The organism is Streptomyces sannanensis (assembly GCF_039536205.1).
Lineage (GTDB): Bacteria > Actinomycetota > Actinomycetes > Streptomycetales > Streptomycetaceae > Streptomyces > Streptomyces sannanensis.
The window spans coordinates 4,274,067-4,300,180 of the sequence record NZ_BAAAYL010000001.1; the positions used below are offsets into that span (position 1 = coordinate 4,274,067).

A 26,114-nucleotide genomic window follows, 5' to 3' on the forward strand; every position below is an offset into this window, starting at 1 on the left:
TGGACCCATGGCGAACCACTTGGCCCATGAGACCTCTCCGTACCTTCTCCAGCACGCCGAGAATCCGGTCGACTGGTGGCCCTGGGCGCCCGAGGCCTTCGAGGAGGCGCGGGAGCGTGGGGTGCCGGTGGTGCTGAGCGTCGGGTACAGCTCCTGCCACTGGTGCCATGTCATGGCTCACGAGAGCTTCGAGGACGACGTCACCGCCGCCTACATGAACCGGCACTTCGTCTCCGTCAAGGTCGACCGCGAGGAGCGACCCGACGTCGACGCGGTGTACATGGAGGCCGTGCAGGCCGCCACCGGGCAGGGTGGCTGGCCGATGACCGTTTTTCTGACGCCCGACGCGGAGCCGTTCTACTTCGGGACGTATTTCCCGCCGGAGCCGCGGCACGGGATGCCGTCCTTCCGGCAGGTGCTGGAGGGTGTGCAGCGGGCCTGGGAGGGGCGGCGGGACGAGGTCGGGGAGGTCGCCTCGAAGATCACCCGGGACCTGGCCGGGCGGGAGCTGGCCTACGGCAGGCTGGAGCTGCCCGGCGAGGAGGTCGTGGCGTCGGCGCTGCTGGGGCTGACCCGGGACTACGACGCGCGGTACGGCGGGTTCGGCGGGGCGCCGAAGTTCCCGCCGTCGATGGTGCTGGAGTTCCTGCTCCGGCACACCGCCCGCACGGGGGCCGAGGGTGCGCTGCAGATGGCGGCGGACACCTGTGAGGCCATGGCCCGCGGCGGTGTCTACGACCAGCTCGGAGGCGGCTTCGCGCGGTACTCCGTGGACCGGATGTGGCAAGTGCCGCACTTCGAGAAGATGTTGTACGACAACGCGCTGCTGTGTCGGGTGTACGCCCACCTCTGGCGGGCCACCGGCTCAGATCTGGCGCGCCGTGTCGCGCTGGAGACCGCGGACTTCATGGTGCGGGAACTGCGCACTCCCGAGGGCGGGTTCGCGTCCGCGTTGGACGCCGACAGCGAGGACGCGCACGGGCGGCACACGGAGGGCGCGTACTACGTCTGGACGCCGGAGCAGCTGTGCGAGGTGCTGGGGGAGGAGGACGCGGAGTTCGCGGCGCGGTACTTCGGGGTGACCGCGGAGGGGACCTTCGAAGAGGGCGCCTCGGTGCTGCAACTCCCGCAGGCGGCGGGCATGGGGGCACCTCCCACGCCGGAGGCTGTGGGGGAGGACGCGGAGAAGGCCGCGGACATCAGGCGGCGGCTGCTGGCGGCCCGTGAGGAGCGGCCCCGTCCCGGCCGGGACGACAAGGTCGTCGCCGCCTGGAACGGGCTGGCGATCGCCGCGCTCGCCGAGACCGGTGCGTACTTCGACCGTCCGGATCTGGTCGAGCGGGCCACCGAGGCCGCCGATCTGCTGGTGCGGCTGCACATGGACGAGAGCGCCCGGCTGGCCCGTACGTCCATGGGCGGCCGGGCGGGTACGCACGCCGGAGTGCTGGAGGACTATGCCGATGTCGCGGAGGGTTTCCTGGCGCTGACCGCCGTGACCGGTGAAGGCGTGTGGCTGGACTTCGCGGGCCTCCTGCTGGACATCGTGCTGGACCGGTTCACCGGCGCGGAGGGCCAGTTGTACGACACCGCGCACGATGCGGAGCGGCTGATCCGCCGTCCGCAGGACCCCACCGACAATGCCACGCCCTCCGGCTGGACGGCTGCCGCCGCGGCCCTGCTGTCGTACGCCGCCCACACCGGCTCCGAGATCCATCGCACCGCCGCCGAGCGGGCGTTGGGCGTGGTCGGGGCGCTCGGCGGGCGGGCGCCGCGCTTCATCGGCTGGGGGCTGGCCGCGGTGGAGGCCGCGCTGGACGGGCCGCGCGAGGTGGCTGTGGTCGGTCACCGGGACGACGAGGCGACGGCGGCGCTGCATCGCACGGCGTTGCTGGGGACGGCGCCCGGCGCGGTGATCGCGGTGGGCGCACCGGGGAGTACGGAGCTTCCGCTTCTGGCCGGCCGGCCGCTGGTCGGGGACCGTCCCGCGGCCTATGTCTGCCGGCACTTCGTGTGCGCGGCGCCGGTGACCGATCCCGCGGACCTGGAGCGTGAACTCGGTCCGGCTGGAGGTGTCCACGGCGCTTGACGCGTCAGGGGCGGCTCGGTGCTCTCAGAGTTCCAGGCCGCCCTTCAACGTGTCCAGGGCGCCGTCGACCAGCTCGATCAGATCGTCCTGGAAGCCCCGCTCGCCCCAGTAGACGGTCACCTCGCGCAGTGCGCCCAGCACCGCCGCGGTGAAGACCCGCAGCGCCACATCGTCGGGCGCCCGGCCGGTGCGCTCGGCGAGCGCGTGCACCAGCATCTGCGCGGTGTCCGTCATGGTCTCGGTCATCCGCGCCCGGATGGCCGGGACCTCCACCATCAGCCGGGTGCGCTGGATCAGCTCGTCGTGTTCGTTCTCGAGGAACATCCTCAGCGCGCACGTCATGATGAACCGCAGGGACTCCAGCGGCGGTTCGTCCGCCGGCCGGGACCGCAGCACTTGCAGCATCGCCGGGTCGTACTCGTCCGTGAGGACGATGTCCTCCTTGGCCGGGAAGTACCGGAACACTGTGGACGGCGAGACCTCGGCCGCTTCGGCGATCTGCTCGACGGTGGTCGCCTCGTACCCCTGCTCGGCGATCAGCCGGTAGGTGGCCCGGCGGATCGCGATGCGTGTCTTGAGCTTCTTGCGCTCGCGCAGGCCCATCGGGGGCTGACGGTCCTCGAGCCGGAGATCGGGGGTACGGGTGGTGGCGGCCATGCGGTCATTGTCGGACATCCGCGGTGGCCGCCGCGACATCGCCGTCCGCCGGCGCAGGGCGGGGCCGTGCGGCCGGCAGGGCCACCGCGACCAGCAGGGCGCCGGCCAGGGCCACCACCCCGCTGACCAGCAGTACCAGGCTCATGCCGTGGACATACGCGGAGTCCGCCGCCTCCACGAGCTGCGGGAGACCGGCCTCGGCGGCCAGCTGGTGGGCGGCGACCACCGAGTCGGTGGCGGCGTGCGGCGTCCCGTCGGGCAGCCGGTCCGTGTACGCCGAGGCCAGCAGCGAGCCCAGCAGGGCGACCCCGACGGCGGCGCCCACCTGCCGTACGGTCATCAGCAGTCCGGAGCCGCTGCCCGCACGTTCGGCGGGCAGTGCGTCGAGCGCGCTCGTCATGGGCGGCACGATGGCGAAGCCGAAGCCGAAGCCCGCGATCGACAGCCACAGCGCGGTGAAGCCGTAGCCGCTGTCCGCCGTCGTGCGGGTGCCGAGCAGCGCCGCGAAGGCGAACACCGCGAGCCCCGCGACGATCACCCCGCGCGGCCCGAACCTCTGTACGGCAGCCGGGGCGCCCTTGGCCGCGATGAGCAGGCCGCCCATCATCGGCAGCATCCGCACCCCGGTCGCGAAGGCGTCGTAGCCCAGCACGCCCTGGAGATATGTGGGCAGGACGAACAGCAGGCCGGTCAGTACGAACATCACCAGCGTCGCGGCGAGGGTGTTGACCAGAAAGCCGCGGTGGCCGAGCAGCGACATGTCGAGCATCGGGCGCGGGACGCGGCGTTCCCGGACGAGGAGGGCCGTCAGCAGTACCGCGCCGGCCGCGAACATCGTGAGCATCACCGGGTCGCCCCAGCCGCGCTCCGGTGCCTCGATGATCCCGTAGATCAGTGCGCCGAGGCCCGACGCGGTGAGCGCGGTGGAGAGCGCGTCGACCTTGGGCGAGGCGGGGTCGCGTGTTTCGGGCAGCAGGAAGACGCAGGCGGTGATGCCGATGGCGGCCATCGGGACGTTGATCAGGAAGACCGAGCCCCACCAGAAGTGGTCGAGCAGCCAGCCGCCGACGATCGGGCCGAGCGGCAGCCCCAGCGCGGAGGCCGCGGAGACGATGCCGACCGCCTTGGGGCGTTCCTCCGGAGTGAAGAGCGAGGGCAGTACGGCCAGGGCGAGCGGTGTGACGAGCGCACCGCCGACGCCCATCACCGCGCGGGCGGCGATGACCGGCGCGACGCTGTCGGCGAGTGCTCCGACGACCGAGCCGGCCAGAAAGATCCCGAGGCCGGCGATGAGCATCCGGCGGCGGCCGAAGCGGTCGCCGAGGAGTCCGGCCGGAAGCATCAGCGAGGCGAAGACGACGATGTAGGCGTCGGCCATCCATTGCTGTTCGCCCGTGGTGGCGCCCAGCTGTCGGGCCATGGTCGGGAAGGCCACGTTGAGGATCGTCATGTCGAAGCCGAGCACCAGCATGCTCGCGACCATGGCGCCCAGGGCCCACCAGCGGCGGTCCATGCCCGCTCACCTCCTCACGAACAGGGCTTAAGAGTCGATATCAAATGCCAGTAACTCTCAAAAAAGAGTGTCCGTCAATGCTGAAGGGCCGCGGCAGGAGTGCCGCGGCCCTTGGAGGAGGGGGGAAGCGCAGGTCAGGCGTGCTGGTAGGCCACCAGTGAGATGCCGATGTAGTGGACGACGAACGCGGCCAGGGTGAAGGAGTGGAACACCTCGTGGAAGCCGAACCAGCGCGGAGAGGGGTTCGGGCGCTTCATGCCGTAGATCACTCCGCCCACGCTGTAGAGCAGTCCGCCGGCGATCACCAGTACCAGGACCGCGATCCCGCCGGTGCGCATGAAGTCCGGCAGGAAGAAGACCGCGGCCCAGCCCATCGCGATGTAGCAGGGGGTGTAGAGCCAGCGCGGGGCGCCGACCCAGAAGACCCGGAAGGCTATGCCGGCGGCGGCGGCCACCCATACGGCCCAGAGCAGGGCCTCACCCTTGGCCTCCGGGAGGAGCAGCAGGGTGAGTGGGGTGTAGGTGCCCGCGATGATCAGGAAGATGTTGGCGTGGTCCAGTCTGCGCAGCACCGCGGTGGCCCGTGGTCCCCAGTTGCCGCGGTGGTAGAGCGCGCTCACGCCGAAGAGCAGGCAGGCGGTCAGTACGTAGATGCCGCATGCCACCCGGCCGCGTGTGCTGTCCGCCAGCGCGGTGAGCACCAGTCCCGCGATCAGGACGGCGGGAAACATGCCGGCGTGCAGCCAGCCGCGGAGCCTGGGCTTCACCTGATCAGTCATGGCCCGCATGCTATCTACGCACCCGTAGGTTACGTATACGTACTGTCGGGGTGACGGACAGTCCTACAAGTGGTAATGCTCACGTGAGAGGTCCTCTGGACATATGGGCGTAATGCACGGATGATCAGATGAGTGCGGTCGGCACCGGATGAGCGCCAGAAGTGACAATGCCGTGAAGCATCCGGGTCGCAGCCCCCACGGGGCAACAAATAAACAAAAACCCCTCAACAAGGAGCAATCGTGGCGCGCGACAACGCGGCTCCCGCTTCCGTACCCACCCATCACCAGGAGCTGATCTCCTGGGTCGACGAGATCGCAGCTCTGACCCAGCCCGACCGTGTCGTGTGGTGCGACGGCTCGGAGGCCGAGTACGAGCGGCTGTGCGAGGAGCTCGTCGCCAAGGGCACGTTCAAGAAGCTCGACCCGGTCAAGCGCCCGAACTCCTACTACGCCGCCTCCGACCCGACGGACGTGGCGCGTGTCGAGGACCGCACCTTCATCTGCTCCGAGAAGGAGGAGGACGCGGGCCCGACCAACCACTGGAAGGCCCCGGCGGAGATGAAGGCCATCTTCGCGGGCGAGCAGGGCATCTTCCGCGGCTCCATGCGCGGCCGCACCATGTACGTCGTGCCCTTCTGCATGGGCCCCGTCGGCTCGCCGCTGTCCGCGATCGGCGTCGAGATCACCGACTCCGCCTACGTCGCCGTCTCCATGCGCACCATGACCCGTATGGGCCAGGCCGTCCTCGACGAGCTCGGCGAGGACGGCTTCTTCGTCAAGGCCGTCCACACCCTCGGCGCTCCGCTCGCCGAGGGCGAGGCCGACGTTCCGTGGCCGTGCAACTCCACCAAGTACATCTCGCACTTCCCCGAGGCCCGTGAGATCTGGTCCTACGGCTCCGGCTACGGCGGCAACGCCCTGCTCGGCAAGAAGTGCTACGCCCTGCGCATCGCGTCCGTCATGGCCCGCGACGAGGGCTGGCTGGCCGAGCACATGCTGATCCTCAAGCTGACCCCGCCGCAGGGTGAGGCCAAGTACGTCGCCGCGGCCTTCCCGTCCGCCTGTGGCAAGACCAACCTCGCCATGCTGGAGCCCACGATCTCCGGCTGGACCGTGGAGACCATCGGTGACGACATCGCCTGGATGCGCTTCGGCGAGGACGGCCGCCTCTACGCGATCAACCCCGAGGCCGGCTTCTTCGGCGTCGCGCCCGGCACCGGCGAGCACACCAACGCCAACGCCATGAAGACCATGTGGGGCAACGCGGTCTTCACCAACGTCGCGCTGACCGACGACGGCGACGTGTGGTGGGAGGGCATGACCGAGGAGCTGCCCAAGCACCTCATCGACTGGAAGGGCAACGACTGGACGCCGGAGTCCGAGGCCCCGGCCGCCCACCCGAACGCCCGCTTCACCGTCCCCGCCTCCCAGTGCCCGATCATCGCGCCGGAGTGGGAGGACCCGAAGGGTGTGCCGATCTCGGCGATACTCTTCGGTGGCCGCCGCGCGTCCGCCGTCCCGCTGGTGACCGAGTCCTTCAACTGGCAGCACGGCGTCTTCCTCGGCGCGAACGTCGCCTCCGAGAAGACCGCCGCCGCCGAGGGCAAGGTCGGCGAGCTGCGCCGCGACCCGTTCGCCATGCTGCCGTTCTGCGGCTACAACATGGGCGACTACATGGCCCACTGGATCAAGGTCGGCAAGAGCGCCGACCAGTCCAAGCTGCCGAAGATCTACTACGTCAACTGGTTCCGCAAGAACGACGCCGGCAAGTTCGTCTGGCCGGGCTTCGGCGAGAACAGCCGTGTCCTGAAGTGGATCGTCGAGCGCCTGGACGGCAAGGCCGAGGGCGTCGAGACCCCCATCGGCATCCTGCCGGCCAAGGGCACCCTGGACACCGAGGGCCTGGACCTGTCGGAGTCGGACCTCGACTTCCTGCTGAAGGTCGACACCGACGTCTGGCGCGAGGAGGCCGCTCTGGTCCCCGAGCACCTCAACACCTTCGGTGACCACACGCCGAAGGAGCTGTGGGACGAGTACAACGCCCTGGTCGAGCGTCTCGGCTGAGTCTTCCCGCAAGACCCACGCGGTGGGTGACATCCGCCCTGACCAGTGGTGTCATCACGAACCCGCCGCGTGACCGGCCCCCGGAGCCCCCTCACGGCCCCGGGGGCCGGAATTTTTTGGACTCATCCGGCGGTCGCCGCCGACGGCACGTGGTCCGGCACTGACCCGCCGCGCACCGGCCCTCGGGTTTACGCACCCGGGGGCCGGCTGCGGTCCTCCGGGTAGGTGGTGTCCACCTCATGGGTGCCGCCCGGGATGGGGCCGGTGGAGGGGCTTGCGGCGGTGCCGGTCGTGGACCAGAAGTCGGAGCGCACGTTGGGGTACGGGATCTCCTGTCCCGCGTAGTTCGGGCCGTTGGGCTTGGTCGTCGGCTCGGCGACCTCGGACTCCTGCACGCAGGGGGTCTGCACCTCGAAGAAGGCCTGGCCCTTGGCGCCGATGGTCAGGTCGATCTGGAAGTCCTCGGGTGTCCGGGCGAAGATCGCCGGGTTCTCGGGATCCGTGTTCACCGAGGTGATCGTGTAGCCGCTCTTCTTCCAGAACCGCTCGATCACGCCGAGAAGGCTGCCGCGTCGCTGCTCGGAGATGATCGTCATCACCGCACGCCGACGGTTCACGACGCAGTTGCCTGCCGTGGTGACGTGGTGGGACCAGTGGATCTCCGGTACGACCGCCTTGATGGTGGCGTCCAGCATCGCGTCGGCCCGCTCGGCTGCTTCCTGCATGTTCATGCTTGCTGCGGCTCCTTTCTTCTCCGTGCCGTCTCCCAGCATTCCGCACCCCGCGACGAGCGCTCCTGCCGTCGTGATCGGGACTGCCATGCGCAGGACCCGCTTCATTCGCCTCATCGGTGCCTTTCGTGCGTGATGCCGCCGTGCCCGGAGACGATCCGGGCCATATTGTCCGCGGACACCCGGTCCAGCTCGGGCGTGAAGTACTGGGAGTGTGCGTCGAAGCCGCCCAGGTCCATGATCGGGCGCGGGCCGTCGTCGACCAGGAAGCGCTGCGCGCCGAACGCCTTGCTCGCCGGGTCCTTGCCGAAGTAGAGATCGTCGTCGCCCGGGTCGGCGATGTCGCCCGCGACATACGCCCCGACCGGACCCAGGAGGCCGAAGCCGATGACACCGGCCACGCTCTGCAGCTTCGACGGCAGCTTCGTCACCAGGTCGTTGTCCGCCGCCCCCACGAAGACGTGGTCCCGGCTCACACCCAGATCCTCGGCCTTGTCCACGCCGACGCCAGGGCTGCCGACCAGGATGATGTCGTCCACACCCGGGATTCCGTGCTCCTGCCTGGCCGCCGTACCGACCGTGAGCGAGCCGTAGGAGTGCCCGATGGCGGTGATGTGGGGGTCGAGGTTCTCGTTCGTGGCCGAGAGTCCGGTCATGAAGCGGTTGTAGGCGGGCGCTCCCCGTTCGGCGTCCCCCGTGCTCATGACGTCCACGTTCTGCGGCGCGTCATAGCCGAGCCAGACGATCGAGGCGCTGGACCGGTCGTATTTCTGTGCGCCGAGGGCGGTGTCACGGGCCCGCTTCATCGTGCCGTCGACGAAATCGCCGTCCAGCTTGGTGCCCAGCCCCGGCACGTACGCCGACACGTTCTGCGCGGTGTCCGGGTTGCCGTACGAGACGATGGCCCGGCCGTTGCCCTCGTCCCCGATGCCCAGCAGGAAGATCGGCGGATAGTCCGGCTCGTTCAGCTTCTCCTGCATCTTCCGCAGCGCGTCCAGCTTCGTACCCGCGTCGTCGTCGTGGCTGCGCCCCAGTTCGTCCATCAGGATCGGCAGGTAGCGCCGGTTCGCCTCGTCGCGGGAGGCGGCCGGGATCCCGTCGAGATTGCCGATCAGGTCCGGCGCGACCTTCAGGTACTCCTGCCGCTGCTCCTCGGTGAGCCCGTCCCACCATGCCTTGCGCTCCGCCGGGGACGTGTCCTCGGGGATGCCGCGCGCCAGGTAGTCGCTCGCCGTGGACCGGACGTCCGCCGTGTCGTGGGCCGCGTCCCTCAGCGTGGCGTCCGTGACGTCCAGGCCCTTGGCGGCCTTGAGTTCCCCCAGGGTCTTCGCGTACTTGCCGTCGATCTCGTGCGCGGACCGCACCGCCCGGGCTATGCGGTCGGCTATGTCCTGGGCCTTCGCCGCGTTCGGGTCGGGCTTGAGGATGCCGGGTCCGTACCGGCCGAGCGGCGGCGCCTCCAGCGGCAGACGGGAGTTGCCGTGGGCCGAGCCGCCCGCGTACTCGCGCGGGCCGAGGAGGGTGTCCTGCGTGGAGGCCGGATAACTGACGGAGCCGTCCGGGTGGACGGTGAACTTCAGCTCCTCGGCGTCCTGGAGGGCGTCCTTCAACTGCCGCTGAGGGGCGGCCAGGTCGGCGGCCAGACCGTTGAGGGCCGTGCGGACCAGACCGCACTCGGTGTGCAGGTACTGGAAGTTCCGGCTCAGCCGGGTCAGCTGCCCCACGGCTTTCTCCGCGGACTCGCTCTCCTGGGTCTCCCGCAGCTTGGCGGTCATCGCCTTGTCGACTCGTCCGCGGTCGGTGTCCGACCTCCCGGAGACCTCGTTCCAGGCGTCCGCCGCCTCCGTGAGCTCGGACAGTTCGAGATCGCGCAGCTGCTGCCAGGTCAGGGTGCTCCCGCTCACCGGTGCTCACCCGACTTCGCCACGGCCCGGACCGACTGCCCGACCTCGTCGTCCGTCTCGCCCATCTCCTTGGCGACCGTCGCCAGCGAGCCCTGGAGAGATCCGCACTCGTCCCGGACGGCGGTGAGCCGGTCCTCCCACGAGTCCAGTACGGAGGTCAGCGCGGCCAGCGACGACAGGCCGGTGAGGCCCGAGGTGGCGCCCTCGTGTCCGGGGCGCAGTCGGCTGCGGCTCTGCTCGGTGCTGGTGCGCAGGTCACCGGCGGTGCCGGAGGCACTCGTCCAAGGCCCATGACTGTGCTTCAGCTCTCCACCGCCCGCAGAACCGCCGGAGCCGTCTGCCGCGGCGGAGGCCAGGGACATGCGCGCCTCCCGGGCGCCGCCGGGCGTCGGCGTTCTCGGCACCGACGCCATGTCCAGCAGTTCCTGCAGGCTTTCCGAGTAGGACACGCCCCATCCCCCCGTCGGCGTCCTTGTGTTCGGACGTGTGATCACGTGCCGGAGACGTTAGCAAGGGGGTGACGCGGCGGGGCCGCATCCTCAGAACTGGCTGTACCCGTCCAGGAACGACCCGATACGCGTCACCGCGTCCGTCAGGTCCTCCACCGTCGGCAGTGTCACGATCCGGAAGTGATCGGGCTCCGGCCAGTTGAAGCCGGTGCCGTGCACCACCATGATCTTCTCGGCCCGCAGCAGATCGAGGACCATCTGCCGGTCGTCCTTCAGCTTGTAGACCTTCGGGTCGAGCCTCGGGAACAGATACAGCGCGCCCTTCGGCTTCACGCACGTCACGCCCGGGATCCGCGTCAGCAGCTCGTAGGCCGTGTCGCGCTGCTCCAGCAGCCGCCCGCCCGGCAGCACCAGCTGCTCGATCGACTGCCGGCCGCCGAGCGCGGTGGCCACGCCGTGCTGCGAGGGCATGTTCGCGCACAGCCGCATATTGGCGAGGACCGTCAGCCCCTCGATGTACGAGGAGGCGTGCTCCTTCGGGCCGCAGACCGCCAGCCAGCCGGCGCGGTAGCCGGCCACCCGGTAGTTCTTGGACAGGCCGTTGAAGGTCAGCACCATCAGATCGGGGGCGACCACGGCGGTCGGGGTGTGCGTGGCACCTTCGTAGAGGATCTTGTCGTAGATCTCGTCGGAGCAGACCACCAGATTGTGGCGCCGCGCGATATCCGTGAGCCCGCGCAGCATCTCCTCGTCGTACACCGCACCCGTCGGATTGTTCGGGTTGATGATGACGATCGCCTTGGTGCGGTCGGTGATCTTGCGCTCGATGTCCGCCAGGTCCGGCATCCAGTCGGACTGCTCGTCGCAGCGGTAGTGCACGGCCGTACCGCCGGAGAGTGAGACGGCGGCGGTCCACAGCGGATAGTCCGGGGCCGGTACGAGCACCTCGTCGCCGTCGTCGAGCAGCGCCTGCATCGACATCACGATCAGCTCGGAGACGCCGTTGCCGAGGTAGATGTCCTCGACATCCAGCTCGATGCCCTTGGTCTGGTAGTGCTGCATCACCGCGCGGCGCGCGGACAGCAGCCCCTTCGCGTCGCCGTAGCCGTGTGCTCCGGACAGATTGCGGAGCATGTCCTCCAGAATCTCCGGCGGGCACTCGAACCCGAACGCGGCGGGGTTGCCGGTGTTGAGCTTGAGGATGCGATGACCAGCTGCTTCGAGCCGCATCGCCTCCTCGAGCACCGGGCCCCGGATCTCGTAACAGACGTTGGCGAGCTTCGTCGACTGGATCACCTGCATGTCCGGGAGCTTACGGCTCCCTCCCTGTGAACGCTTCGTGTTTTGCGCCACGTGGCCCATTGGAATTGTCCGGATTGGTTCCCCATGTCCGGCGGGCGGCCTTTCCGTCCGGGTTCCGCCACTACGGCAGGGGGTGGCGCAGCGCCGCCAGGCTGCCCTCGTCCGGCAGGTGGACCCAGCCCTCGACCGCGGCGGCGCGGGCGTCCGCCTCGGTCGCGGGGCCGGCCGTGAGGCCCAGGGCCACGGCACGGGCCACGAGCGCCGCGATCAGCGCGTCGAAGGCGTGCTCGCTCGTGTCGTACGCCGCCCGCTCCGCGGCCCCGCAGCGCAGCCAGGGCGCCGCGGCGCACAGCTCCGTCATCGACCGCTCCGGCCCCAGCCCCCACCGGCGGCGCGCCGCCGCGGGGTAGACCTCGGTGACCTGTCCCGTACCGGCGCGCTCCACGGGGCGGCCCAGGGCGGCGAGCCCGTCGGCCAGATGCGCCCAGCGAGCCGCCGCCGCGCCCAGCCGGTCGAAGGCCACCGTCAGCGGGTAACGGCCGGTCGCCTCCCGTACGACCAGGTCGGTACGGCGGAAGCGCATCGTGGCGCGGTGCGTCGCGCTGTCCGTGCCACGGCCCGGCCAGGGGCGTCCTTCCGTGTGGGCGGCGACCGCTTCGACGAAGGCGACCGGCCAGCCGAAGGGGCAGTCCACCCCCACCCGGTCGTCGTCCGCCAAGCCGGTGATCAGGGCGAGCAGCTCGTCGTCACCGCACCGTAGCCGCGGGGGCGTGACCCTTGCCGTCCCGTCGTCCGCCCAGTCGACGACGGCGGCCGCGGTCGTCTTCGGGCTCGCGGCGAGATCGATACCGAGGGTGCGCATGGGTCCATCATCCGGTCCGCCCTGTCGGGTGCGTGACTTTGCCACCCCTTCCGCGTTCATACAGCGTATGAGCGACCTGTACGGCTTCGAGATCGAGCCAGAGGTGCGGGCCTGGCTGGAGGGCCTGGGCGGCCACGACTACAAGCGTGTGGACGAGGTCGCCGGCCTGCCGGCAGAGCTGGGGCCCGAGCTGGGTGGACCGTGGGCGGACCACCTTGACGGACAGGTGTGGGAACTGCGTCTCCGCTTTCGGGACATCGCACCGCGGATCACTTACTGGATCAAGCCGAACCGGACGATCGTGCTGCTCACCGTGTTCCGCAAGACCAAACAGCACGATCAGGCCCAGATCGACCGGGCCGTGCGCGCCCAGAAGCTCTGCGAGAGCGAGCATCATGGACCAGTGATCGCGACCTATGAGAGGCAGGCATGATGGCTGGGCAGCACAGCCGGTGGACGCCGTCGGGTATCGACACGGACGATCCCGAACGGATTGCCATCCGTGAGGCCCTGGCCTTCGGTAAGGCGCTGTACGACCGCCGTACCGTGCTCGGTCTGAGCGCGGCGGAGCTGGCTGAACGCGCAGGTATGACACAGGACGACATCGAGTGCATCGAAGAGGGCGGCACGGAACCGACTGTGGCGCTGCTCAGGATCCTCGCTGCCGCGCTGGACGCGGATGTTCGCCTCACTCCCGGGCACGACCTCGGCTCGCTCTGGTTCGAGGCGCGCGCCGCATAGCAGGCGTGGCGTTCCGGTCCGCCCCCGCTTTCTCACAGTGCGCTGTCCGGCAGCCGGATGTCCTCCGGCAGGACGATGCCGAAGTCCTCGGCGAGGACACGCAGCACCTCGGCCCCGTCGGAGAGTTCGCGCTTGGTGCGGGTGCCGTCGGCGTGGGCCTCGACCAGAATGCGCCTGCGGAGGATCAGACGACGGTCCTCCGAGGACCGCTGTGCGTACAGCATCCGGGTGAAGGGCGAGCGCGGGTTGGCTCCGACGTGCCAGTTGAAGACCTCGAAGTCCGGTGCCTCGCACGGCTCCAGGGTGAAGGCGTACTGGTCCTTCCAGACGCCGTCCTCGTGCGTCTGGAAGACCCACAGCTCCAGCGGGCCGTTGTGCGGCTCGTGCATATACCGGTGGCGGCGGTTGCCCCCGGTGAACTCCGTGTCCGTGACCAGCGGCGCCGGCTCGACGAGCGCGCCGCCGGCGCCGAAGCCCACATCGGCGATGTACGGCCCGTCCTCGCCGGGCACGTCGACGAGCAGCAGCATGTGCGTCCGCGGACGCGGCTGCCCGGGATCCGCTCCCACTCGGACCCGGGCGCTCAGTCCCGTGACACCGAAACCGAAGACCGAGAGGACCGCGGCGAACAGGGTGTTGTGCTCATAGCAGTAGCCGCCGCGGGGGCTTCCGACCAGCTTGTGCTGCAGGTCGGTGAGGTCGAGCGAGGGCGCGGAGCCGAGTAGCGGCTGCAGGTTCTCGAAAGGGATGCCGTACATGTGCGCGCGGTGCAGGGACCGCAGCGTGGCGAGATCCGCCCGGCGTTCGCCGGACCATTCGGTCCGGGCCAAGTAGGCGTCGAGGTCGAGTTGTCGAGTGTCATGCGTATCAGCCATGAGGCAACGGTATGTGTCCTGGCACATACCTTGTCGGCCGTGTCCCGAGCCCTTAAGAATGCACATGACAATCCGAAGAGACCCTTCGGACACTCATGTCGCAAGAGGGGACCCCCACATGAAGAAACCGCTCGTTGGCGCGCTCCTCGGCCTCGTGCTCGCCGGGGCAGGCGTGGCACCCGCGGTCGCAGCCCCGGCCACCGCCCCCGCCGCCGCTCCGGACCGGGCCACCGCCCAGGCCGTGACGGTCGACTTCGCCGGCACGGTCGCGCTGAGCAACTGTTCCGGCTCGGTCGTCAAGATGCCCGGCTCCCAGCCGAACGACCCGGCGCTGGTGCTGTCCAACGGTCACTGCCTGGAGACCGGTTTCCCGGCCGCGGGCCAGGTCATCGTCGACCAGCCGTCCAGCCGTTCCTTCACCCTGCTCAACTCCACGGGCGGCAGGGCGGGAACGGTGCGCGCGAGCAAGATCTCGTACGCGACGATGACCGACACCGACATCTCGCTCTACCAGCTCACCAGCACCTACGCGCAGATCGAGAGCAAGTACGGCATCAAGGCGCTGGAGATAAGCGCCGACCACCCCGTGCAGGGCACCGCCATCAAGGTCGTCTCCGGCTACTGGAAGCGCATCTACAGCTGCAACATCGACGGCTTCGTGTACCGGATGAAGGAGGGCGGATGGACCTGGAAGGACTCGGTCCGCTACACCTCCTCCTGCAACACCATCGGCGGCACCTCCGGCTCGCCGGTGATCGACACCGCCACCGGCAAGGTCGTCGCCGTCAACAACACGGGTAACGAGAGCGGCCAGAGCTGCACCGTCAACAACCCCTGCGAGGTCGACGAGGCCGGCAATGTGACCGTGCGCCAGGGCATCAACTACGCCCAGCAGACCTACTGGCTCGTCGGATGCATGGGCACCGGCAACAAGGTCGACCTGAGCCGCCCCGGCTGCGTCCTCCCGAAGCCGTAACGACGCTCAGAAGAACGTACGGATGTAGTCCGTGACCGTGCCGTCCGCCTCGACCAGCGGGATCAGCTGCCACTTGTCGAAGGACGTGCACGGGTGCGACAGGCCCAGTCCGACCCAGTCGCCGACCTCCAGCCGCGCGTCCTCGGAGGTCCGCAGCCAGGCGTGCTGGTCGGACAGGGCGGTGACCTCGATGCCGTCCGCCGGGCGGATCGATCCGTCGCGGGCGTCGCGCACGACCCGGGCCTCGGGAAGGCCCAGGTCGTGCGCGGCGTCGCGCTTGCCCGCGTTGACGAAGGCCTGCTCGGCCGTCGGCCGCGAGACGACCTGGGCCCACAGCAGGAAGGCGGGCTGCAGGGCACCCTCCTCCGGGATCCGGTTGAAGGGGGTCTGCTTGCGGTAGTGGCCGTCGTCGTGGGAGACGTACGCCCCGGAGCGCAGGAGCTTCAGCACCGGCCGGGACAGCTCCGGGATCTCCGCGAAGGCGTCGGAGGCCACATCGAACCACTCGCTGCCGCCCGCGCTGACGACGATCTCCTCGGCACCGGCGAAGCGCCCGGCCTTGTCGAGGTCCACCGCCAGCGCGGTGAGGCGCCGGAACCACTCCGCGACCCCCTCGCGGTCGGCCCCCGGCATCGTGGCCTCGTAGCCGGCGACACCCACCAGCCGCAGGGTGGGCACGGCCGCCACCGCGTCGGCGACCGCGGCACAGTCCGCCTCCGTACGGGCGCCGGTACGGCCCTTCTCGCCCGCGCCCAGTTCGATCACCACGTCCACGGGACGCGAGGACCCCCGCAGCGCCGCGTCCATCAGCTCCACGCCCCGCACGGAGTCGACGTAGCAGATGAACCGGAAGCCGGGGTCGGCCTCCAGTTCGCCCGCCAGCCAGCGCAGCGCGGCCGCGTCGACGAGCTCGTTCGCGAGGAAGATCCGCTCGATGCCGAAGGCACGGTAGACCCGCACCTGGTGCGGCATGGCCGCCGTGATGCCCCAGGCGCCGCGCTCCAGCTGGCGTGCGAAGAGCTGTGGGGACATGGACGTCTTGCCGTGCGGGGCGAAGGCGAGGCCGTGCCGCTCGGAGTACGTCTCCATCAGGGCGAGGTTGTGCTCCAGGGCCTCGGCCGACAGGGCCAGCACCGGGGTGAGGAACCCGCCGGTGAAGAGGTTCCGTCGCTCGGCCGCGAGTTCGCCGACGGTGAGGCCCTCGGCGTCCGGCGGGAGGGCCTTGAAACGGTGGTCGATCCGCTCCTCGGCGAGCCGGTCTACGGTGCCGGCGGCGTGTTCGGCGGGCATGGGGGCCTCCCTTCGAGTAAGAGCGTCGCAGTATATGCACGGCAGATGTACAGCCCCGACATCCCGGCCGCATGCGGACACAGCGCTCAAGGAGCCCGGACATGCCCGACAGCCACGAGAAGCTCGAGAAGCTCACCAAGTACGCGATCACCCCACCGGCCCTTGCCGCCCCGCCCGCGGCCTTCTCGCACGGTGTGCGCAAGGGCGGCATCCTCCAGGTCGCCGGCCAGGTCGGCTTCCTCCCCGCCGCCGAGGGTCAGGCCCCCACCCTGGCCGGGCCGTCCCTGCGCGAGCAGACCCTGCAGACCTTCGCCAACGTCAAGGCGGTCCTCGAAGCGGGCGGCGCCGGCTGGGACGACGTCGTCATGCTGCGCGTCCACCTCACCGACACGGCCCACTTCGCCGAGATGAACAAGATCTACGACACGTACTTCGGCAAGCAGGGCCTCAAGGAGGAGCCGGCGGCCCGTACGACCGTCTACGTCGGTCTGCCCGAAGGCATCCTTATCGAGATCGACGCACTCGCCGTCCTCGGCTGACGGTTCCGCGAGATGAACAAGATCTACGACACGTACTTCGGCAAGCAGGGCCTCAAGGAGGAGCCGGCGGCCCGTACGACCGTCTACGTCGGTCTGCCCGAAGGCATCCTTATCGAGATCGACGCACTCGCCGTCCTCGGCTGACGGTTCCGTCACGTATGACCACCGCCGCGCGGTGCGGCGCCCCCGGACCACCGGGGTGCCCACAGGCCGGCACGGGCGGCCGGCCGGCGGCGCCCCCGCAGGCCCCCGTGGATCGGACCGTTCGGCCCGGGCTGCCACGGCAGAGGGGGCGAGCCCAGGCGGCTCGCCCCCTCTGTGCACCTGGTGTCAGCCCGTGCAGTACTGCTGCTCCTTGCCGATGGACCGGTACATGCAGTCTGCGTTCTCCAGCAGCTGGAGCACCGCGTCCCGGTTGCGGCCGGTCTCGCGCTCGATCACCTCGTCGGGCGGGTAGAAACCGCCGCCCGCGGACGAGGTCGGGTACATCTCGAAGGTGTAGCCGAAGATCTTCTGCGCACCCCACAGCCAGTCGTCGATCGTGCCGTCCGTGATGTAGAGGTCGCTCGACTGCTCGGGGGTGTAGCCGTTACTGGCCGCCATCTTCCGGCCGACGGTCGCGAAGGCGTCCCGGTCGTCCTGGGTCAGCCCGGCGGCGGTGTCGGCGTACGTGTAGCCGTACGGCCAGAGCACCAGCTCGCTGTAGGTGTGGAAGTCGATGGCCGCCTTGATCTGCTGCTTGCCGCCGACCACCCGGGTGCGGACGAAGTCCGCGACGACCTTCGTCTCGGGTGCGGACTCGGGCGACGCGCCGCGGTAGGTCTCCGCGCCGAAGGTGCCGGAGGAGCCGCCGCAGCAGCCGAAGTTGTAGTTCCAGTTGCGGTTGAGGTCGGTGCCGACCGCATTGTTCTCGCCGTTGGGCTGCCGGTTCCTGCGCCAGTTGCCGTACGCCCCGGTGGCGACGTCGTACTCGCCGCCGTCCGGGTTCATGTCGGGCACGATCCAGATCTCGCGGTTGTCGACGGCGTTGGTGATCCGCGCGTCGGTGCCGTAGCCCGCGCCCAGCTCGCGCAGCAGGTACAGGGCCATCTCGACGGTGAGGTGCTCACGGGCGTGCTGGTGGTGGGTGAACAGCACCTCGGGCTCGGCCTCGTCGGTGGCGACGTTGTCGCTGACCTTGATGGCGATGATGGCCCGGCCCTCGTACGACGTGCCGATCACCTGTTTGCGCATGATGTTCGGGTACTGCGCCAGCCGCTGGTCGATCTCGGCCGTCATCTCGGCGTAGGTGTGATAGCCCGAGTCGGCCGGCGGGAAGTCCATCGTCGTGATCGCCCGCCCGTCCGTACGGGCCGGGGGAGCGGGCAGCTCCCTCAGCTCGTAGCCGAGCGCACGCAGCTGCTGCGCCTCACGGGTGTTCGCGCTGATCACGACCGCGTGGTCGGAGACCTCGTCGATGGAGACCCCGGTGGCGGCGATCGCACTGCGCTCGGCCGGTGTGGAGGGCCCGTGGAGCGTGTACTGCCTGATGACCTCGTCGGCGGTGGCGGTGGACGGACGGGCCGGGGGAGAGGCGTCGGCCGCGGCGGTGAGCGGCGCGGCGACCGCGAGGGCGAACGTGACCGCGAGGGCGGCGGATCGTCTGCCGCGGATGCGAAGTCGCATGAAAACTCCTGGGTGTGGAGTGTGGGGTGGCTGCGACGTGCATGTGGGTCGCCCAATCGTGCGCATATGTCATGATCAGGTCAATGTCATGCATCGGCCGCATCCGACCAGTACGTCATGACGTCACGACGTGCGGCCCGCGCCACGACGGCGGGGCGGGCCCGCATCACACCCGGGGACGAGCGAAGCTGCTTTGCTGTGCGGCTGTCCGGTCCGGCAGGGTGGCGGCTTCGAACGCCCGTCGCCCGGATCCGGGCTTCCCCGGGAGGCGTGAATCGGATGGCGCGAATCACGGCCGTCCTCCTCGTGCCCCGGGCGGCGCGGCCGTCCGCCGGGGCCGTTCAACTTGCCGCTGCTGTCAGTATTTGATCGGAAACGTACGCCAGGTTCCGGTGAACTCCTGCGAGTTGAGGGTTCTTTGTAAGTAACTCGTGGATACAGTGCAGTTGCAGAACGACACGAAGGGCACCTGACGACACGGCCGTAACAGGCCGCGCCCGACACGGTGGGGGGAGGGGACGTGCCGACCGCGATAGCCGTCACCGGCGCCGACCTCGCGCTGCCGCCGCCCGACCACCACACCCCGCTCGCCGCCGTCCTCCAGGACCCCGCGGAACAGTCCCTGGACAGTGCGCTCACCGAGATGCACACCCTCCTGGAACAGCACGGCTTCGTGATCGTCCCGTACTCCGCCGCCCTGCCGCCCGCCTTCGTACGGCGCCTGCACACCGTCCGCTCGGTACTGGAGAGCGACCGCATCGCGCTGCTCCCCGTCGACCTGCCGCCACTCGGCGTGGCCGTACTCGCCCGGCAGCTGCGGCAGCTGTCCGCCTGCGACTTCAGCCCCGGCGTGATCGCCTCCGCCGCCCGGCTGCTGTCCCACTACATCTACGCGGGCGCGGTGCTGGGCTCGGTCGCCGGACTCGACCGGATCCCCGTCGGCCTCAAGGCGCACGCCAAGTCCTGGCTGCCGGGCTCGCAGTTCGCGGTACTGGCCAACCCGACCCCACGGTTAGTCCGCCTGGGTGGCGCCGGCGCCGGGGAGGACTTCCCCAAGCCCGAGTTCGCCACCCAGATGCTCATCGCCCGGGGCAGGCTCCAGTCCGAATGGGTCACCGAAACCCTCGTCCCCGCCTGGCAGACGCAGGGCCCGCTCGAGACCGCGCTGCCCGCCGAATCGGCCCACTGGTGGGCCACCCCCAGAATCGTCGAATTCGCCGCCGCCATACCGGACATCTCCGTCCTCTACCAGCTCGTCTCCTCCGTACGCCGGGAGCCCTGCCGCTGGTGCGGCCTGGAACTCATCGGCGACCGCTGCGGATTCTGCGCCTCGCCGCTCGCCCTCGTCCCGCCCGAACGATAGAGGTGGCCCGTCCGATGAACTCACGTCAGCGCCGCGGCATCATCCTGCTGCTCCTGTCGGTCCTGTGCGCCCTGGGAGCGTTCGCCGGCGTGCTTTCGGTGATCCGCGACGTGAACGCGAAGGTCGGTCCCGAGGTCACGGCGTACCGCCTGAAGAGTGATGTCGCCCCGTACAAACCGCTCAGCGCCGCGCAGTTCGAGGAGATCTCGATGCCGAAGCGCTGGCTCTCCGAAAACGCGGTCACGAACCTCGACCGGATCCGCGGAAAGATCGCCGTCACCCAGCTGCGCAAGGGCTCACTGCTGCAGAGCGACATGATCGTGGAACGGCCCGAGCTCGGCGCGGGCGAGCAGGAGATCGCCATCATGATCGATGCGGCGACAGGCGTCGCGGGCAAGATCCAGCCGGGCTCCAGCGTCAACATCTACGCCACCTTCGAGGGCGACAAGAAGGGCGTGCCCGACCGCTCCCAGGTGATCGTCGCCGGCGCCCGCGTCCTCGACGTCGGCAAGCTCACCGCCCTCGAACCGGAGCGCGGCGACCGTTCCGGGCGGGACCGGAACGAGGCGGTGCCGATCACCTTCGCCCTGAAGACCGTGGACGCGCAGCGCGTGGCGTACGCGGAGTCGTTCGCCAAGCACGTACGCCTGGCCCTCGTCGGCGGGGGCGGCGGCAACACCGTCAGCCCAGCCGAACGTACCTACACCCTGGACAAGGACAAGTGAGGGCGGACGCCATGACGACCACCCGCATCCTGCCCGCCGTCGGCGACCCCGACGCCGCCCGCGCGGTCACCACCCTCATCGGCCAGCTCCCCGACGCCGAACCGGCACCGCCGGTCGGGGACTCGACCGCCCTGCTCGACACCCTCGCCCGGCTGGCCGGCGAATCCCTCGACGAACTCCCCGAGGTCGTCCTGGTCCATGAACGGATCGGCCCGGTCCCGGCCCTGGAAATCGTCCGGGATGTCGCCCTCCGCTTCCCGTCCGTGGGCGTCGTCCTGATCACCTCGGACGCGAGCCCCGGCCTCTACACGGCGGCCATGGACTCCGGCGCCCGCGGCCTGGTCGGCCTCCCCCTCGGCTACGAGGAGCTCGCCGCCCGGATCCACAACGCCGCCTCCTGGTCCACGGGCGTCCGCCGCCACCTCGGCGCCGGCGCCGACACCCTCAGCGGCGGCCCCGGCGGCACGGTCGTCACGGTCAGCGGCGCCAAGGGCGGCGTGGGCACCACCCTGACGGCCGTACAGCTCGCCCTGGCCGCCCAGGCCTCGGGGCGGCAGGTCGCCCTCGTCGACCTGGACCTTCAGTCCGGGGACATCGCCTCCTACCTGGACGTGCAGTTCCGGCGTTCCGTCGTCGACCTCGCCGGCATCACCGACATCACACCCCGCGTCCTCCAGGACGCCCTCCACACCCACCCCGCCGGACCCACCCTGCTCCTCGCCCCCGCCGAGGGCGAACGCGGCGAGGAGGTCACCGATCGGGTGGCCCGCCAGATCGTCAGCGTCCTGCGCACCCGCTACGACGTCGTGGTCGTCGACTGCGGCACCCAGATGAACAGCGCCAACGCGGCGGCCGTCGAAATGGCCGACCAGGCGCTGCTGCTCGTCACCCCGGACGTCGTCGCGGTACGCGCCGCGAAGCGCATGGTCCGCATGTGGGACCGGCTCCAGATCCGCAAGGCCGAGGAAACGCTCACCGTCGTCAACCGCCTGACCAAGGGCACGGAGATCCAGCCGGCCCTCGTCGAGAGGATCACCGGCACCAAGGCCGCCCGGTCCACGGTCCCGGCCGCCTTCAAGGAACTCCAGCCCGCGGTGGACGCCGGCCGGATCCAGGACCTCGACAGCCGCAGCACCGTCAAGCAGGCACTGTGGGCGCTGGCGGGGGAACTGGGCCTGGTCAAGGCCCCGGAAACGCCCTCCGGCCACCGGGGCGGCAGCCGCCTCCGCCGGGCGAGAGGCGACAAGGGCGCGGTGACCGTGGAGTTCGCGGGCATGGCCCCGCTGATCCTGGCGACGCTGGCCCTGCTGTGGCAGTGCGTACTGATCGGCTACACCTTCTCCCTGGCGGGCAACGCGGCGGACGAGGCGGCCCGCGCGGCGACAGCGGCGGCGGCCCGCGGCGAGGACTCCGCGGCCGCGTGCGACGCGGCAGCGCGGCGCAACCTGCCGTCGGCGTGGGCGGCCGGCGCGAGGGCGTCGTGCCCACCGGCGGGCAACCTCCGCAAGGCGGAGGTCCACCTCCGGACGCCGATCCTCTTCCCTGGCGCGGGCAGCTTCCCCTGGCAGGTGACGGGCGACGCGGCCGCGGCGGAGGAGGCGCAATGATCCGACGCGGCACCCCCGGAGGGCGTAAGGCTTCAGCCCGTCCGGCGTGTGAGGCCGGACGCTCGGGCCGGCCTGTCGTGGGGGGTCAGGCTTCAGCTCGTCCGGTGTTTGAGGGCGGACGCTCGGGCCGGCCTGTCGTGGGGGGTCAGGCTTCAGCCCGTGCGGTGTTTGAGGGCGGACGCTCGGGCCGGCCCGTTGTGGGGGGTCAGGCTTCAGGTCGTCCGGTGTTTGAGGATGGACGCTCGGGCCGGCCTGTTGTGGGGGGTCAGGCTTCAGCCCGTGCGGCGTTTGAGGATGGACGCTCGGGCCGATCCGGCGTGGGGCGTCCAGCTTCAGCCCGTCCGGCGCGTGAGGCCGGACACTCCGGTGAACCGGCCGACGCACGGCAGCACCTGGCCTGGCGCGGCGACCGCCGCGACCGCGGCAGCGCCATCCTCGAGTTCACCGGCCTCCTCCCCATCCTCCTCGTCGTCGGCATGGCCGGAATCCAGCTCGGCATCGCCGGCTACGCGGCCTCCCAGGCCGGCACCGCCGCCCGCGCCGCGGCCCGCGCCGAGTCGCTCGAACCCGGAACCGGCGCGGCGGCCGGCAGCTCGGCCGTCTCCGGCTGGGTCGCGCGCCGCGCCGACATCGCCACCACCGGCTGCGGCGGGGGCGGCGGCACGGTGACCGCCACCGTCACCGTCACCATCCCCCCGGTCATCCCGGTGTTCCGCAGCGTCGGCTCCGTCAGCCGCGACGTCACCATGCCCTGCGACGAGGACTGACGAGGAGGCCACGCCCATGAGCCTGCGCTCACGCATCGCCGCGCCCGAGGAGAACCGCAGCCGCGAGGACGGCCATCTGGTCGCCACATACCGGGCCAAGCTGCTCGAAGAGATCGACCTCGCCGAGATGTCCTCGCTCGCGACCACCGAGCGCCGGGCCCGCCTGGAACGCGTACTGGGCCACATCATCAGCCGCGAGGGCCCGGTCCTCTCCACCGCCGAACGCTCCCAGTTGATCCGCCGGGTCGTCGACGAGGCCCTCGGCCTGGGCGTACTCGAACCGCTCCTCGAGGACGCCTCCATCACCGAGATCATGGTGAACGGCCCCGATTCGATCTTCGTCGAACGCGCCGGACGCGTCGAGCAGCTCCCCCTCCGCTTCGCGTCCACCGAGCAGCTGATGCAGACCATCGAGCGGATCGTCTCCACCGTCAACCGCCGCGTCGACGAGTCGAATCCGATGGTCGACGCGCGCCTCCCCTCCGGCGAGCGCGTCAACGTCATCATTCCGCCGCTGTCGCTCACCGGCCCCACGCTCACCATCCGCCGCTTCCCGCGCGCGTACCGCCTTCAGGAACTGATCGCGCTCCGCACGCTCGACGAGCAGCTGCTGATGCTGCTCTCCGCCTTCGTACGGGCCCGCTTCAACATCATCGTCGCGGGCGGCACCGGCTCCGGAAAGACGACCCTCCTCAACGCCCTGTCCGGCCTGATCCCCGACCACGAACGCATCATCACCGTCGAGGACGCCGCCGAGCTCCAGCTCCAGCAGGCCCATGTCGTACGCCTCGAAACCCGCCCCTCGAACGTCGAGGGCAAGGGCCGGGTCACCATCCGCGACCTCGTACGCAACTCCCTCCGTATGCGCCCCGACCGCATCATCGTCGGTGAGGTCCGCGGCGGCGAGACGCTCGACATGCTCCAGGCCATGTCCACCGGCCACGACGGCTCCCTCGCCACCGTCCACGCCAACAGCGCCGAGGACGCCCTGACCCGCCTCCAGACCCTCGCCTCCATGTCCGAGGTCGAGATCCCCTTCGAGGCACTACGGGACCAGATCAACAGCGCCGTCGACGTCATCGTCCAGCTCACCCGGCACCCGGACGGCTCCCGCAGGATCGCCGAGGTGGTGCTGCTGGTCTCGCACGGCCGCGAGCAGTTCCAGATCTCCACCCTGTCCCGGTTCCTCGCCCTCCCCATGGGCGCGGACCGCGTCGTCCACGGCCGCTTCGAGCACCTCCCCCTGCCCCGCAGGGTCGCCGAGCGCCTCTACCTCGCGGGCGAGCCGATCCCGCCGGCCTTCGGCATCGCGGACGGCATCGACCCCCTCAACACCCGAGAAGCCAGGTGACCCCGGTGAGGACCCCATGACCAACCCCGCACTGCTGGCCATCGGCAGCACACTGCTCTGCGGCGTCCTGGCCACCGCCGGAATCCACGCCTACGCCGCCGGGCGCGCCCAGCGCGCCGCCCTCGTCGACCGCCTGTCCGGCGCCGGACCGGTCGAGGGCATCCGCGCCCGCCGCTTCGCCGCCTTCGACCGGCGGCTGCGCCGGACCGCGTTCGGCAAGCGGATCCAGCAGCGTCTCGCCGCGACCGGCCTGGCCCTGACCGCGGGCGAGTTCGTCGTCTACGTACTGGCGGGCGTGGCCGCCCTGTGGATGGTCGCCGCCTCCGCCCTGGCCCCCTTCTTCGGCCCGGTTGCGGGCCTGGTCGCCCTCTGGGCGGGCAACACCTTCCTCAACTGGCAGCGCCAGAAGCGCATCGAGGCGTTCATCAACCAGCTTCCCGAGCTCTCCCGCATCCTCGCCAACGCCACCGCGGCCGGACTCGCCCTGCGCACCGCACTCGGCATGGCCGCCGAGGAGCTGGAAGCCCCGGCCGGCGAGGAACTCGCCACCGTCGCCAACCAGCTGGCCCTCGGCCGCTCCATCGACGACGCCCTCGGCGAGCTCGCCGAACGGCTGCCGTCCCGCGAACTCGTCGTCCTCGTCACGACCCTGGTCCTGTCCAACCGTGCGGGCGGCACGGTCGTCGGCTCGCTGCGCAACCTCACCGAGACGCTGGAGGAGCGCAAGGAGACCCGCCGGGAGGTCCGCACCATGCTGTCCGAGGTCAACGCCACCGCGTACACGATCCCACTGCTCGGCATCGGCTCCATGGTGATGATGAACTCCCTCACGCCGGGCTCCCTTTCCCGGATGACCGGACATCCGCTGGGCCAGATCGCCGTGATCGTCGCCATCGGCCTCTACGCCCTCGGGTTCATCGCCATGCGCCGTCTCGGCAAGATCGAAGTCTGAGGCTCGAGGGGGGATGAACACCATGCTGGGACTGCTCCTCGCCGCACTGGCCGGACTCGGTGTCGCAGGCGTCTTCCTGGGCGTACGGATGTACCGCGCCGAGGCCAAGATCCCCAGTGACCTCGCCGTCGCCCTGGAGGTCGGCGCGAGCCGGGTGAAAGGCGCCGAGTCGGCCGTCGACCGGGCCGGCATGCGGTTCGCCCCGGCCGTGCTGCGCCTGATGGGCCCGAAACTCGTCGACCGCAAACGCCGCAGGATCGACATGGCCGGCAACCCGGGCGGTCTGACCATCGACCGCTACGCCGCCCGCCGGGCTGTGTACGGCCTCTTCGGCGGCTTCGCCGGCCTCGCTCTCCTCACCAACGGCTACTCGGTCTTCGGTGTCTTCGCCCTCGCCTACGGCTGGTTCGCCGCCGACGCCACCATCTGGCAGGCCGTACGGCAGCGCAAGGACGTCATCGAACGGACCCTGCCCGACTTCCTGGATGTCCTGGCCGTTGTCGTCAGCGCCGGACTCTCCTTCCGGCAGGCCCTGGAGCGGGTCGCGGAGAAGTACGAAGGCCCCTGGGCCGACGAACTCCGCATCACCCTGCGCCAGATGGACATGGGCGTCAGCCGCCGCCAGGCCTTCGAGGAGCTGCGGCGCAGGAACGAGAGCGAGCAGGTCTCGCAGTTCGTGACCGCCCTGCAGCAGGGTGAGGAGCTCGGCGCCCCGATCGCCGAGACCCTCATCCAGATCGCCAACGACATGCGGCGCACGGACGCCCAGAACTCGAGGCGGAGGGCCGCCAAGGCCATCCCCAAGACGACGGTCGTGACCCTGACCTTCATGGTCCCGGCCACGCTGATCCTGATCGTGGCGAGCATGTTCCTGGGGTCGGAGAACGACTTCGGCTCGCTCTTCGGGAACTGAGGC

The 26,114-nt window shown here is 70.2% G+C and carries 24 protein-coding genes and 1 pseudogene; 14 read left to right on the top strand and 11 right to left on the bottom strand.

Annotated features, from left to right (window positions below; all coding sequences use genetic code 11):
• Positions 1-7 precede the first annotated feature (7 nt).
• Entirely contained in the window at positions 8-2,086 is a 2,079-nt protein-coding gene (locus ABD858_RS20320; RefSeq protein WP_345039592.1) for a thioredoxin domain-containing protein, read from the top strand.
• A 24-nt stretch (positions 2,087-2,110) separates the two neighbouring features.
• On the opposite strand, the gene ABD858_RS20325 is transcribed toward ABD858_RS20320, so the two are convergent.
• The 3 genes from ABD858_RS20325 to trhA all read right to left on the bottom strand — a co-directional run bounded on the left by ABD858_RS20325 (position 2,111) and on the right by trhA (position 5,035).
• Positions 2,111-2,743 (bottom strand): TetR/AcrR family transcriptional regulator, encoded by a 633-nt coding sequence (locus ABD858_RS20325; RefSeq protein ID WP_345039595.1) that lies wholly within the window; start codon positions 2,741-2,743, stop codon positions 2,111-2,113.
• Between the two features lie 4 nt (positions 2,744-2,747).
• Positions 2,748-4,256 carry a DHA2 family efflux MFS transporter permease subunit gene (locus ABD858_RS20330; RefSeq protein ID WP_345039597.1) on the bottom strand — a complete coding sequence of 503 codons (1,509 nt, stop codon included), beginning with the start codon at positions 4,254-4,256 and terminating at the stop codon, positions 2,748-2,750.
• A gap of 134 nt (positions 4,257-4,390) precedes the next feature.
• Positions 4,391-5,035 (bottom strand): PAQR family membrane homeostasis protein TrhA, encoded by a 645-nt coding sequence (gene trhA / locus ABD858_RS20335; RefSeq protein WP_345039600.1) that lies wholly within the window; start codon positions 5,033-5,035, stop codon positions 4,391-4,393.
• A gap of 240 nt (positions 5,036-5,275) precedes the next feature.
• Between trhA and ABD858_RS20340 the strand changes: the two genes are divergently transcribed.
• Positions 5,276-7,099, top strand: coding sequence for a phosphoenolpyruvate carboxykinase (GTP) (locus tag ABD858_RS20340; protein ID WP_345039602.1), 1,824 nt, complete (start codon positions 5,276-5,278; stop codon positions 7,097-7,099).
• Between the two features lie 188 nt (positions 7,100-7,287).
• On the opposite strand, the gene ABD858_RS20345 is transcribed toward ABD858_RS20340, so the two are convergent.
• The 5 genes from ABD858_RS20345 to ABD858_RS20365 all read right to left on the bottom strand — a co-directional run bounded on the left by ABD858_RS20345 (position 7,288) and on the right by ABD858_RS20365 (position 12,347).
• Entirely contained in the window at positions 7,288-7,830 is a 543-nt protein-coding gene (locus tag ABD858_RS20345) for a hypothetical protein (protein WP_345039605.1), read from the bottom strand.
• A gap of 113 nt (positions 7,831-7,943) precedes the next feature.
• Positions 7,944-9,734: an alpha/beta hydrolase gene (locus ABD858_RS20350; protein WP_345039607.1), complete on the bottom strand. Its 1,791-nt coding sequence runs from the start codon at positions 9,732-9,734 to the stop codon at positions 7,944-7,946.
• Positions 9,731-10,183 carry a hypothetical protein gene (locus ABD858_RS20355; protein WP_345039609.1) on the bottom strand — a complete coding sequence of 151 codons (453 nt, stop codon included), beginning with the start codon at positions 10,181-10,183 and terminating at the stop codon, positions 9,731-9,733. The genes ABD858_RS20350 and ABD858_RS20355 overlap by 4 nt, the downstream gene beginning before the upstream one ends.
• Before the next feature lie 90 nt (positions 10,184-10,273).
• On the bottom strand, positions 10,274-11,485 hold the full coding sequence (locus ABD858_RS20360) for a pyridoxal phosphate-dependent aminotransferase (RefSeq protein WP_345039612.1): 1,212 nt from the start codon (positions 11,483-11,485) through the stop codon (positions 10,274-10,276).
• 121 nt (positions 11,486-11,606) lie between these two features.
• Complete coding sequence (locus tag ABD858_RS20365; RefSeq protein WP_345039615.1) at positions 11,607-12,347, bottom strand: DUF429 domain-containing protein; 741 nt, start codon at positions 12,345-12,347, stop codon at positions 11,607-11,609.
• A gap of 67 nt (positions 12,348-12,414) precedes the next feature.
• On the opposite strand from ABD858_RS20365, the gene ABD858_RS20370 reads away from it, so the two are divergent.
• Positions 12,415-12,780, top strand: coding sequence for a type II toxin-antitoxin system RelE/ParE family toxin (locus ABD858_RS20370; protein WP_345039617.1), 366 nt, complete (start codon positions 12,415-12,417; stop codon positions 12,778-12,780).
• Entirely contained in the window at positions 12,777-13,088 is a 312-nt protein-coding gene (locus ABD858_RS20375; protein WP_345039619.1) for a helix-turn-helix domain-containing protein, read from the top strand. Before ABD858_RS20370 ends, ABD858_RS20375 begins: the two co-directional genes overlap by 4 nt.
• 32 nt (positions 13,089-13,120) lie before the next feature.
• On the opposite strand, the gene ABD858_RS20380 is transcribed toward ABD858_RS20375, so the two are convergent.
• Entirely contained in the window at positions 13,121-13,963 is an 843-nt protein-coding gene (locus tag ABD858_RS20380; RefSeq protein WP_345039622.1) for an arylamine N-acetyltransferase family protein, read from the bottom strand.
• 118 nt (positions 13,964-14,081) lie between these two features.
• On the opposite strand from ABD858_RS20380, the gene ABD858_RS20385 reads away from it, so the two are divergent.
• Entirely contained in the window at positions 14,082-14,939 is an 858-nt protein-coding gene (locus ABD858_RS20385; protein WP_345039624.1) for a S1 family peptidase, read from the top strand.
• Between the two features lie 6 nt (positions 14,940-14,945).
• On the opposite strand, the gene ABD858_RS20390 is transcribed toward ABD858_RS20385, so the two are convergent.
• On the bottom strand, positions 14,946-16,229 hold the full coding sequence (locus tag ABD858_RS20390; RefSeq protein WP_345039627.1) for an amino acid deaminase: 1,284 nt from the start codon (positions 16,227-16,229) through the stop codon (positions 14,946-14,948).
• Between the two features lie 101 nt (positions 16,230-16,330).
• On the opposite strand from ABD858_RS20390, the gene ABD858_RS20395 reads away from it, so the two are divergent.
• Positions 16,331-16,768 (top strand): RidA family protein, encoded by a 438-nt coding sequence (locus ABD858_RS20395; protein ID WP_345039629.1) that lies wholly within the window; start codon positions 16,331-16,333, stop codon positions 16,766-16,768.
• 3 nt (positions 16,769-16,771) lie between these two features.
• Positions 16,772-16,912, top strand: a pseudogene (locus ABD858_RS20400) (RidA family protein); the annotation flags it as partial.
• Positions 16,913-17,098: 186 nt separating this feature from the next.
• Here ABD858_RS20400 and ABD858_RS20405 read toward each other — a convergent pair.
• On the bottom strand, positions 17,099-18,433 hold the full coding sequence (locus ABD858_RS20405) for a M14 family metallopeptidase (protein WP_345039631.1): 1,335 nt from the start codon (positions 18,431-18,433) through the stop codon (positions 17,099-17,101).
• Between the two features lie 520 nt (positions 18,434-18,953).
• Between ABD858_RS20405 and ABD858_RS20410 the strand changes: the two genes are divergently transcribed.
• The 7 genes from ABD858_RS20410 to ABD858_RS20440 all read left to right on the top strand — a co-directional run bounded on the left by ABD858_RS20410 (position 18,954) and on the right by ABD858_RS20440 (position 26,111).
• Entirely contained in the window at positions 18,954-19,796 is an 843-nt protein-coding gene (locus tag ABD858_RS20410; RefSeq protein ID WP_345039634.1) for a hypothetical protein, read from the top strand.
• Between the two features lie 14 nt (positions 19,797-19,810).
• Positions 19,811-20,521, top strand: a complete 711-nt coding sequence (gene cpaB / locus ABD858_RS20415; RefSeq protein ID WP_345039636.1) for a Flp pilus assembly protein CpaB — start codon at positions 19,811-19,813, stop codon at positions 20,519-20,521.
• A gap of 11 nt (positions 20,522-20,532) precedes the next feature.
• A complete protein-coding gene (locus ABD858_RS20420; RefSeq protein WP_345039638.1) occupies positions 20,533-22,128 on the top strand; it encodes a CpaE/TadZ family protein in 1,596 nt (531 codons plus the stop codon).
• Positions 22,129-22,445: 317 nt separating this feature from the next.
• Complete coding sequence (locus ABD858_RS20425; protein WP_345039640.1) at positions 22,446-22,895, top strand: TadE/TadG family type IV pilus assembly protein; 450 nt, start codon at positions 22,446-22,448, stop codon at positions 22,893-22,895.
• A 16-nt stretch (positions 22,896-22,911) separates the two neighbouring features.
• Entirely contained in the window at positions 22,912-24,246 is a 1,335-nt protein-coding gene (locus ABD858_RS20430) for a TadA family conjugal transfer-associated ATPase (protein WP_345039642.1), read from the top strand.
• Between the two features lie 16 nt (positions 24,247-24,262).
• Complete coding sequence (locus ABD858_RS20435; protein ID WP_345039645.1) at positions 24,263-25,198, top strand: type II secretion system F family protein; 936 nt, start codon at positions 24,263-24,265, stop codon at positions 25,196-25,198.
• Between the two features lie 22 nt (positions 25,199-25,220).
• The gene (locus ABD858_RS20440; protein ID WP_425586337.1) at positions 25,221-26,111 is read left to right on the top strand and encodes a DUF5936 domain-containing protein; all 891 of its coding nucleotides are present in this window, start codon (positions 25,221-25,223) and stop codon (positions 26,109-26,111) included.
• The last annotated feature ends 3 nt before the right edge of the window (positions 26,112-26,114 follow it).

Excerpts from the sequence above, each read along its gene's own strand:
- ABD858_RS20320 (WP_345039592.1), top strand. The coding sequence starts at position 8 with ATGGCGAACCACTTGGCCCATGAGACCTCTCCGTACCTTCTCCAGCAC.
- ABD858_RS20360 (WP_345039612.1), bottom strand. The coding sequence starts at position 11,485 with ATGCAGGTGATCCAGTCGACGAAGCTCGCCAACGTCTGTTACGAGATC.
- cpaB (WP_345039636.1), top strand. The coding sequence starts at position 19,811 with ATGAACTCACGTCAGCGCCGCGGCATCATCCTGCTGCTCCTGTCGGTC.
- ABD858_RS20370 (WP_345039617.1), top strand. The coding sequence starts at position 12,415 with ATGAGCGACCTGTACGGCTTCGAGATCGAGCCAGAGGTGCGGGCCTGG.
- ABD858_RS20435 (WP_345039645.1), top strand. The coding sequence starts at position 24,263 with ATGACCAACCCCGCACTGCTGGCCATCGGCAGCACACTGCTCTGCGGC.
- ABD858_RS20430 (WP_345039642.1), top strand. The coding sequence starts at position 22,912 with ATGAGCCTGCGCTCACGCATCGCCGCGCCCGAGGAGAACCGCAGCCGC.
- ABD858_RS20405 (WP_345039631.1), bottom strand. The coding sequence starts at position 18,433 with ATGCGACTTCGCATCCGCGGCAGACGATCCGCCGCCCTCGCGGTCACG.
- ABD858_RS20365 (WP_345039615.1), bottom strand. The coding sequence starts at position 12,347 with ATGCGCACCCTCGGTATCGATCTCGCCGCGAGCCCGAAGACGACCGCG.
- ABD858_RS20325 (WP_345039595.1), bottom strand. The coding sequence starts at position 2,743 with ATGGCCGCCACCACCCGTACCCCCGATCTCCGGCTCGAGGACCGTCAG.
- ABD858_RS20385 (WP_345039624.1), top strand. The coding sequence starts at position 14,082 with ATGAAGAAACCGCTCGTTGGCGCGCTCCTCGGCCTCGTGCTCGCCGGG.
- ABD858_RS20375 (WP_345039619.1), top strand. The coding sequence starts at position 12,777 with ATGATGGCTGGGCAGCACAGCCGGTGGACGCCGTCGGGTATCGACACG.
- ABD858_RS20330 (WP_345039597.1), bottom strand. The coding sequence starts at position 4,256 with ATGGACCGCCGCTGGTGGGCCCTGGGCGCCATGGTCGCGAGCATGCTG.
- ABD858_RS20345 (WP_345039605.1), bottom strand. The coding sequence starts at position 7,830 with ATGAACATGCAGGAAGCAGCCGAGCGGGCCGACGCGATGCTGGACGCC.
- trhA (WP_345039600.1), bottom strand. The coding sequence starts at position 5,035 with ATGACTGATCAGGTGAAGCCCAGGCTCCGCGGCTGGCTGCACGCCGGC.
- ABD858_RS20420 (WP_345039638.1), top strand. The coding sequence starts at position 20,533 with ATGACGACCACCCGCATCCTGCCCGCCGTCGGCGACCCCGACGCCGCC.
- ABD858_RS20380 (WP_345039622.1), bottom strand. The coding sequence starts at position 13,963 with ATGGCTGATACGCATGACACTCGACAACTCGACCTCGACGCCTACTTG.
- ABD858_RS20390 (WP_345039627.1), bottom strand. The coding sequence starts at position 16,229 with ATGCCCGCCGAACACGCCGCCGGCACCGTAGACCGGCTCGCCGAGGAG.
- ABD858_RS20395 (WP_345039629.1), top strand. The coding sequence starts at position 16,331 with ATGCCCGACAGCCACGAGAAGCTCGAGAAGCTCACCAAGTACGCGATC.
- ABD858_RS20440 (WP_425586337.1), top strand. The coding sequence starts at position 25,221 with ATGCTGGGACTGCTCCTCGCCGCACTGGCCGGACTCGGTGTCGCAGGC.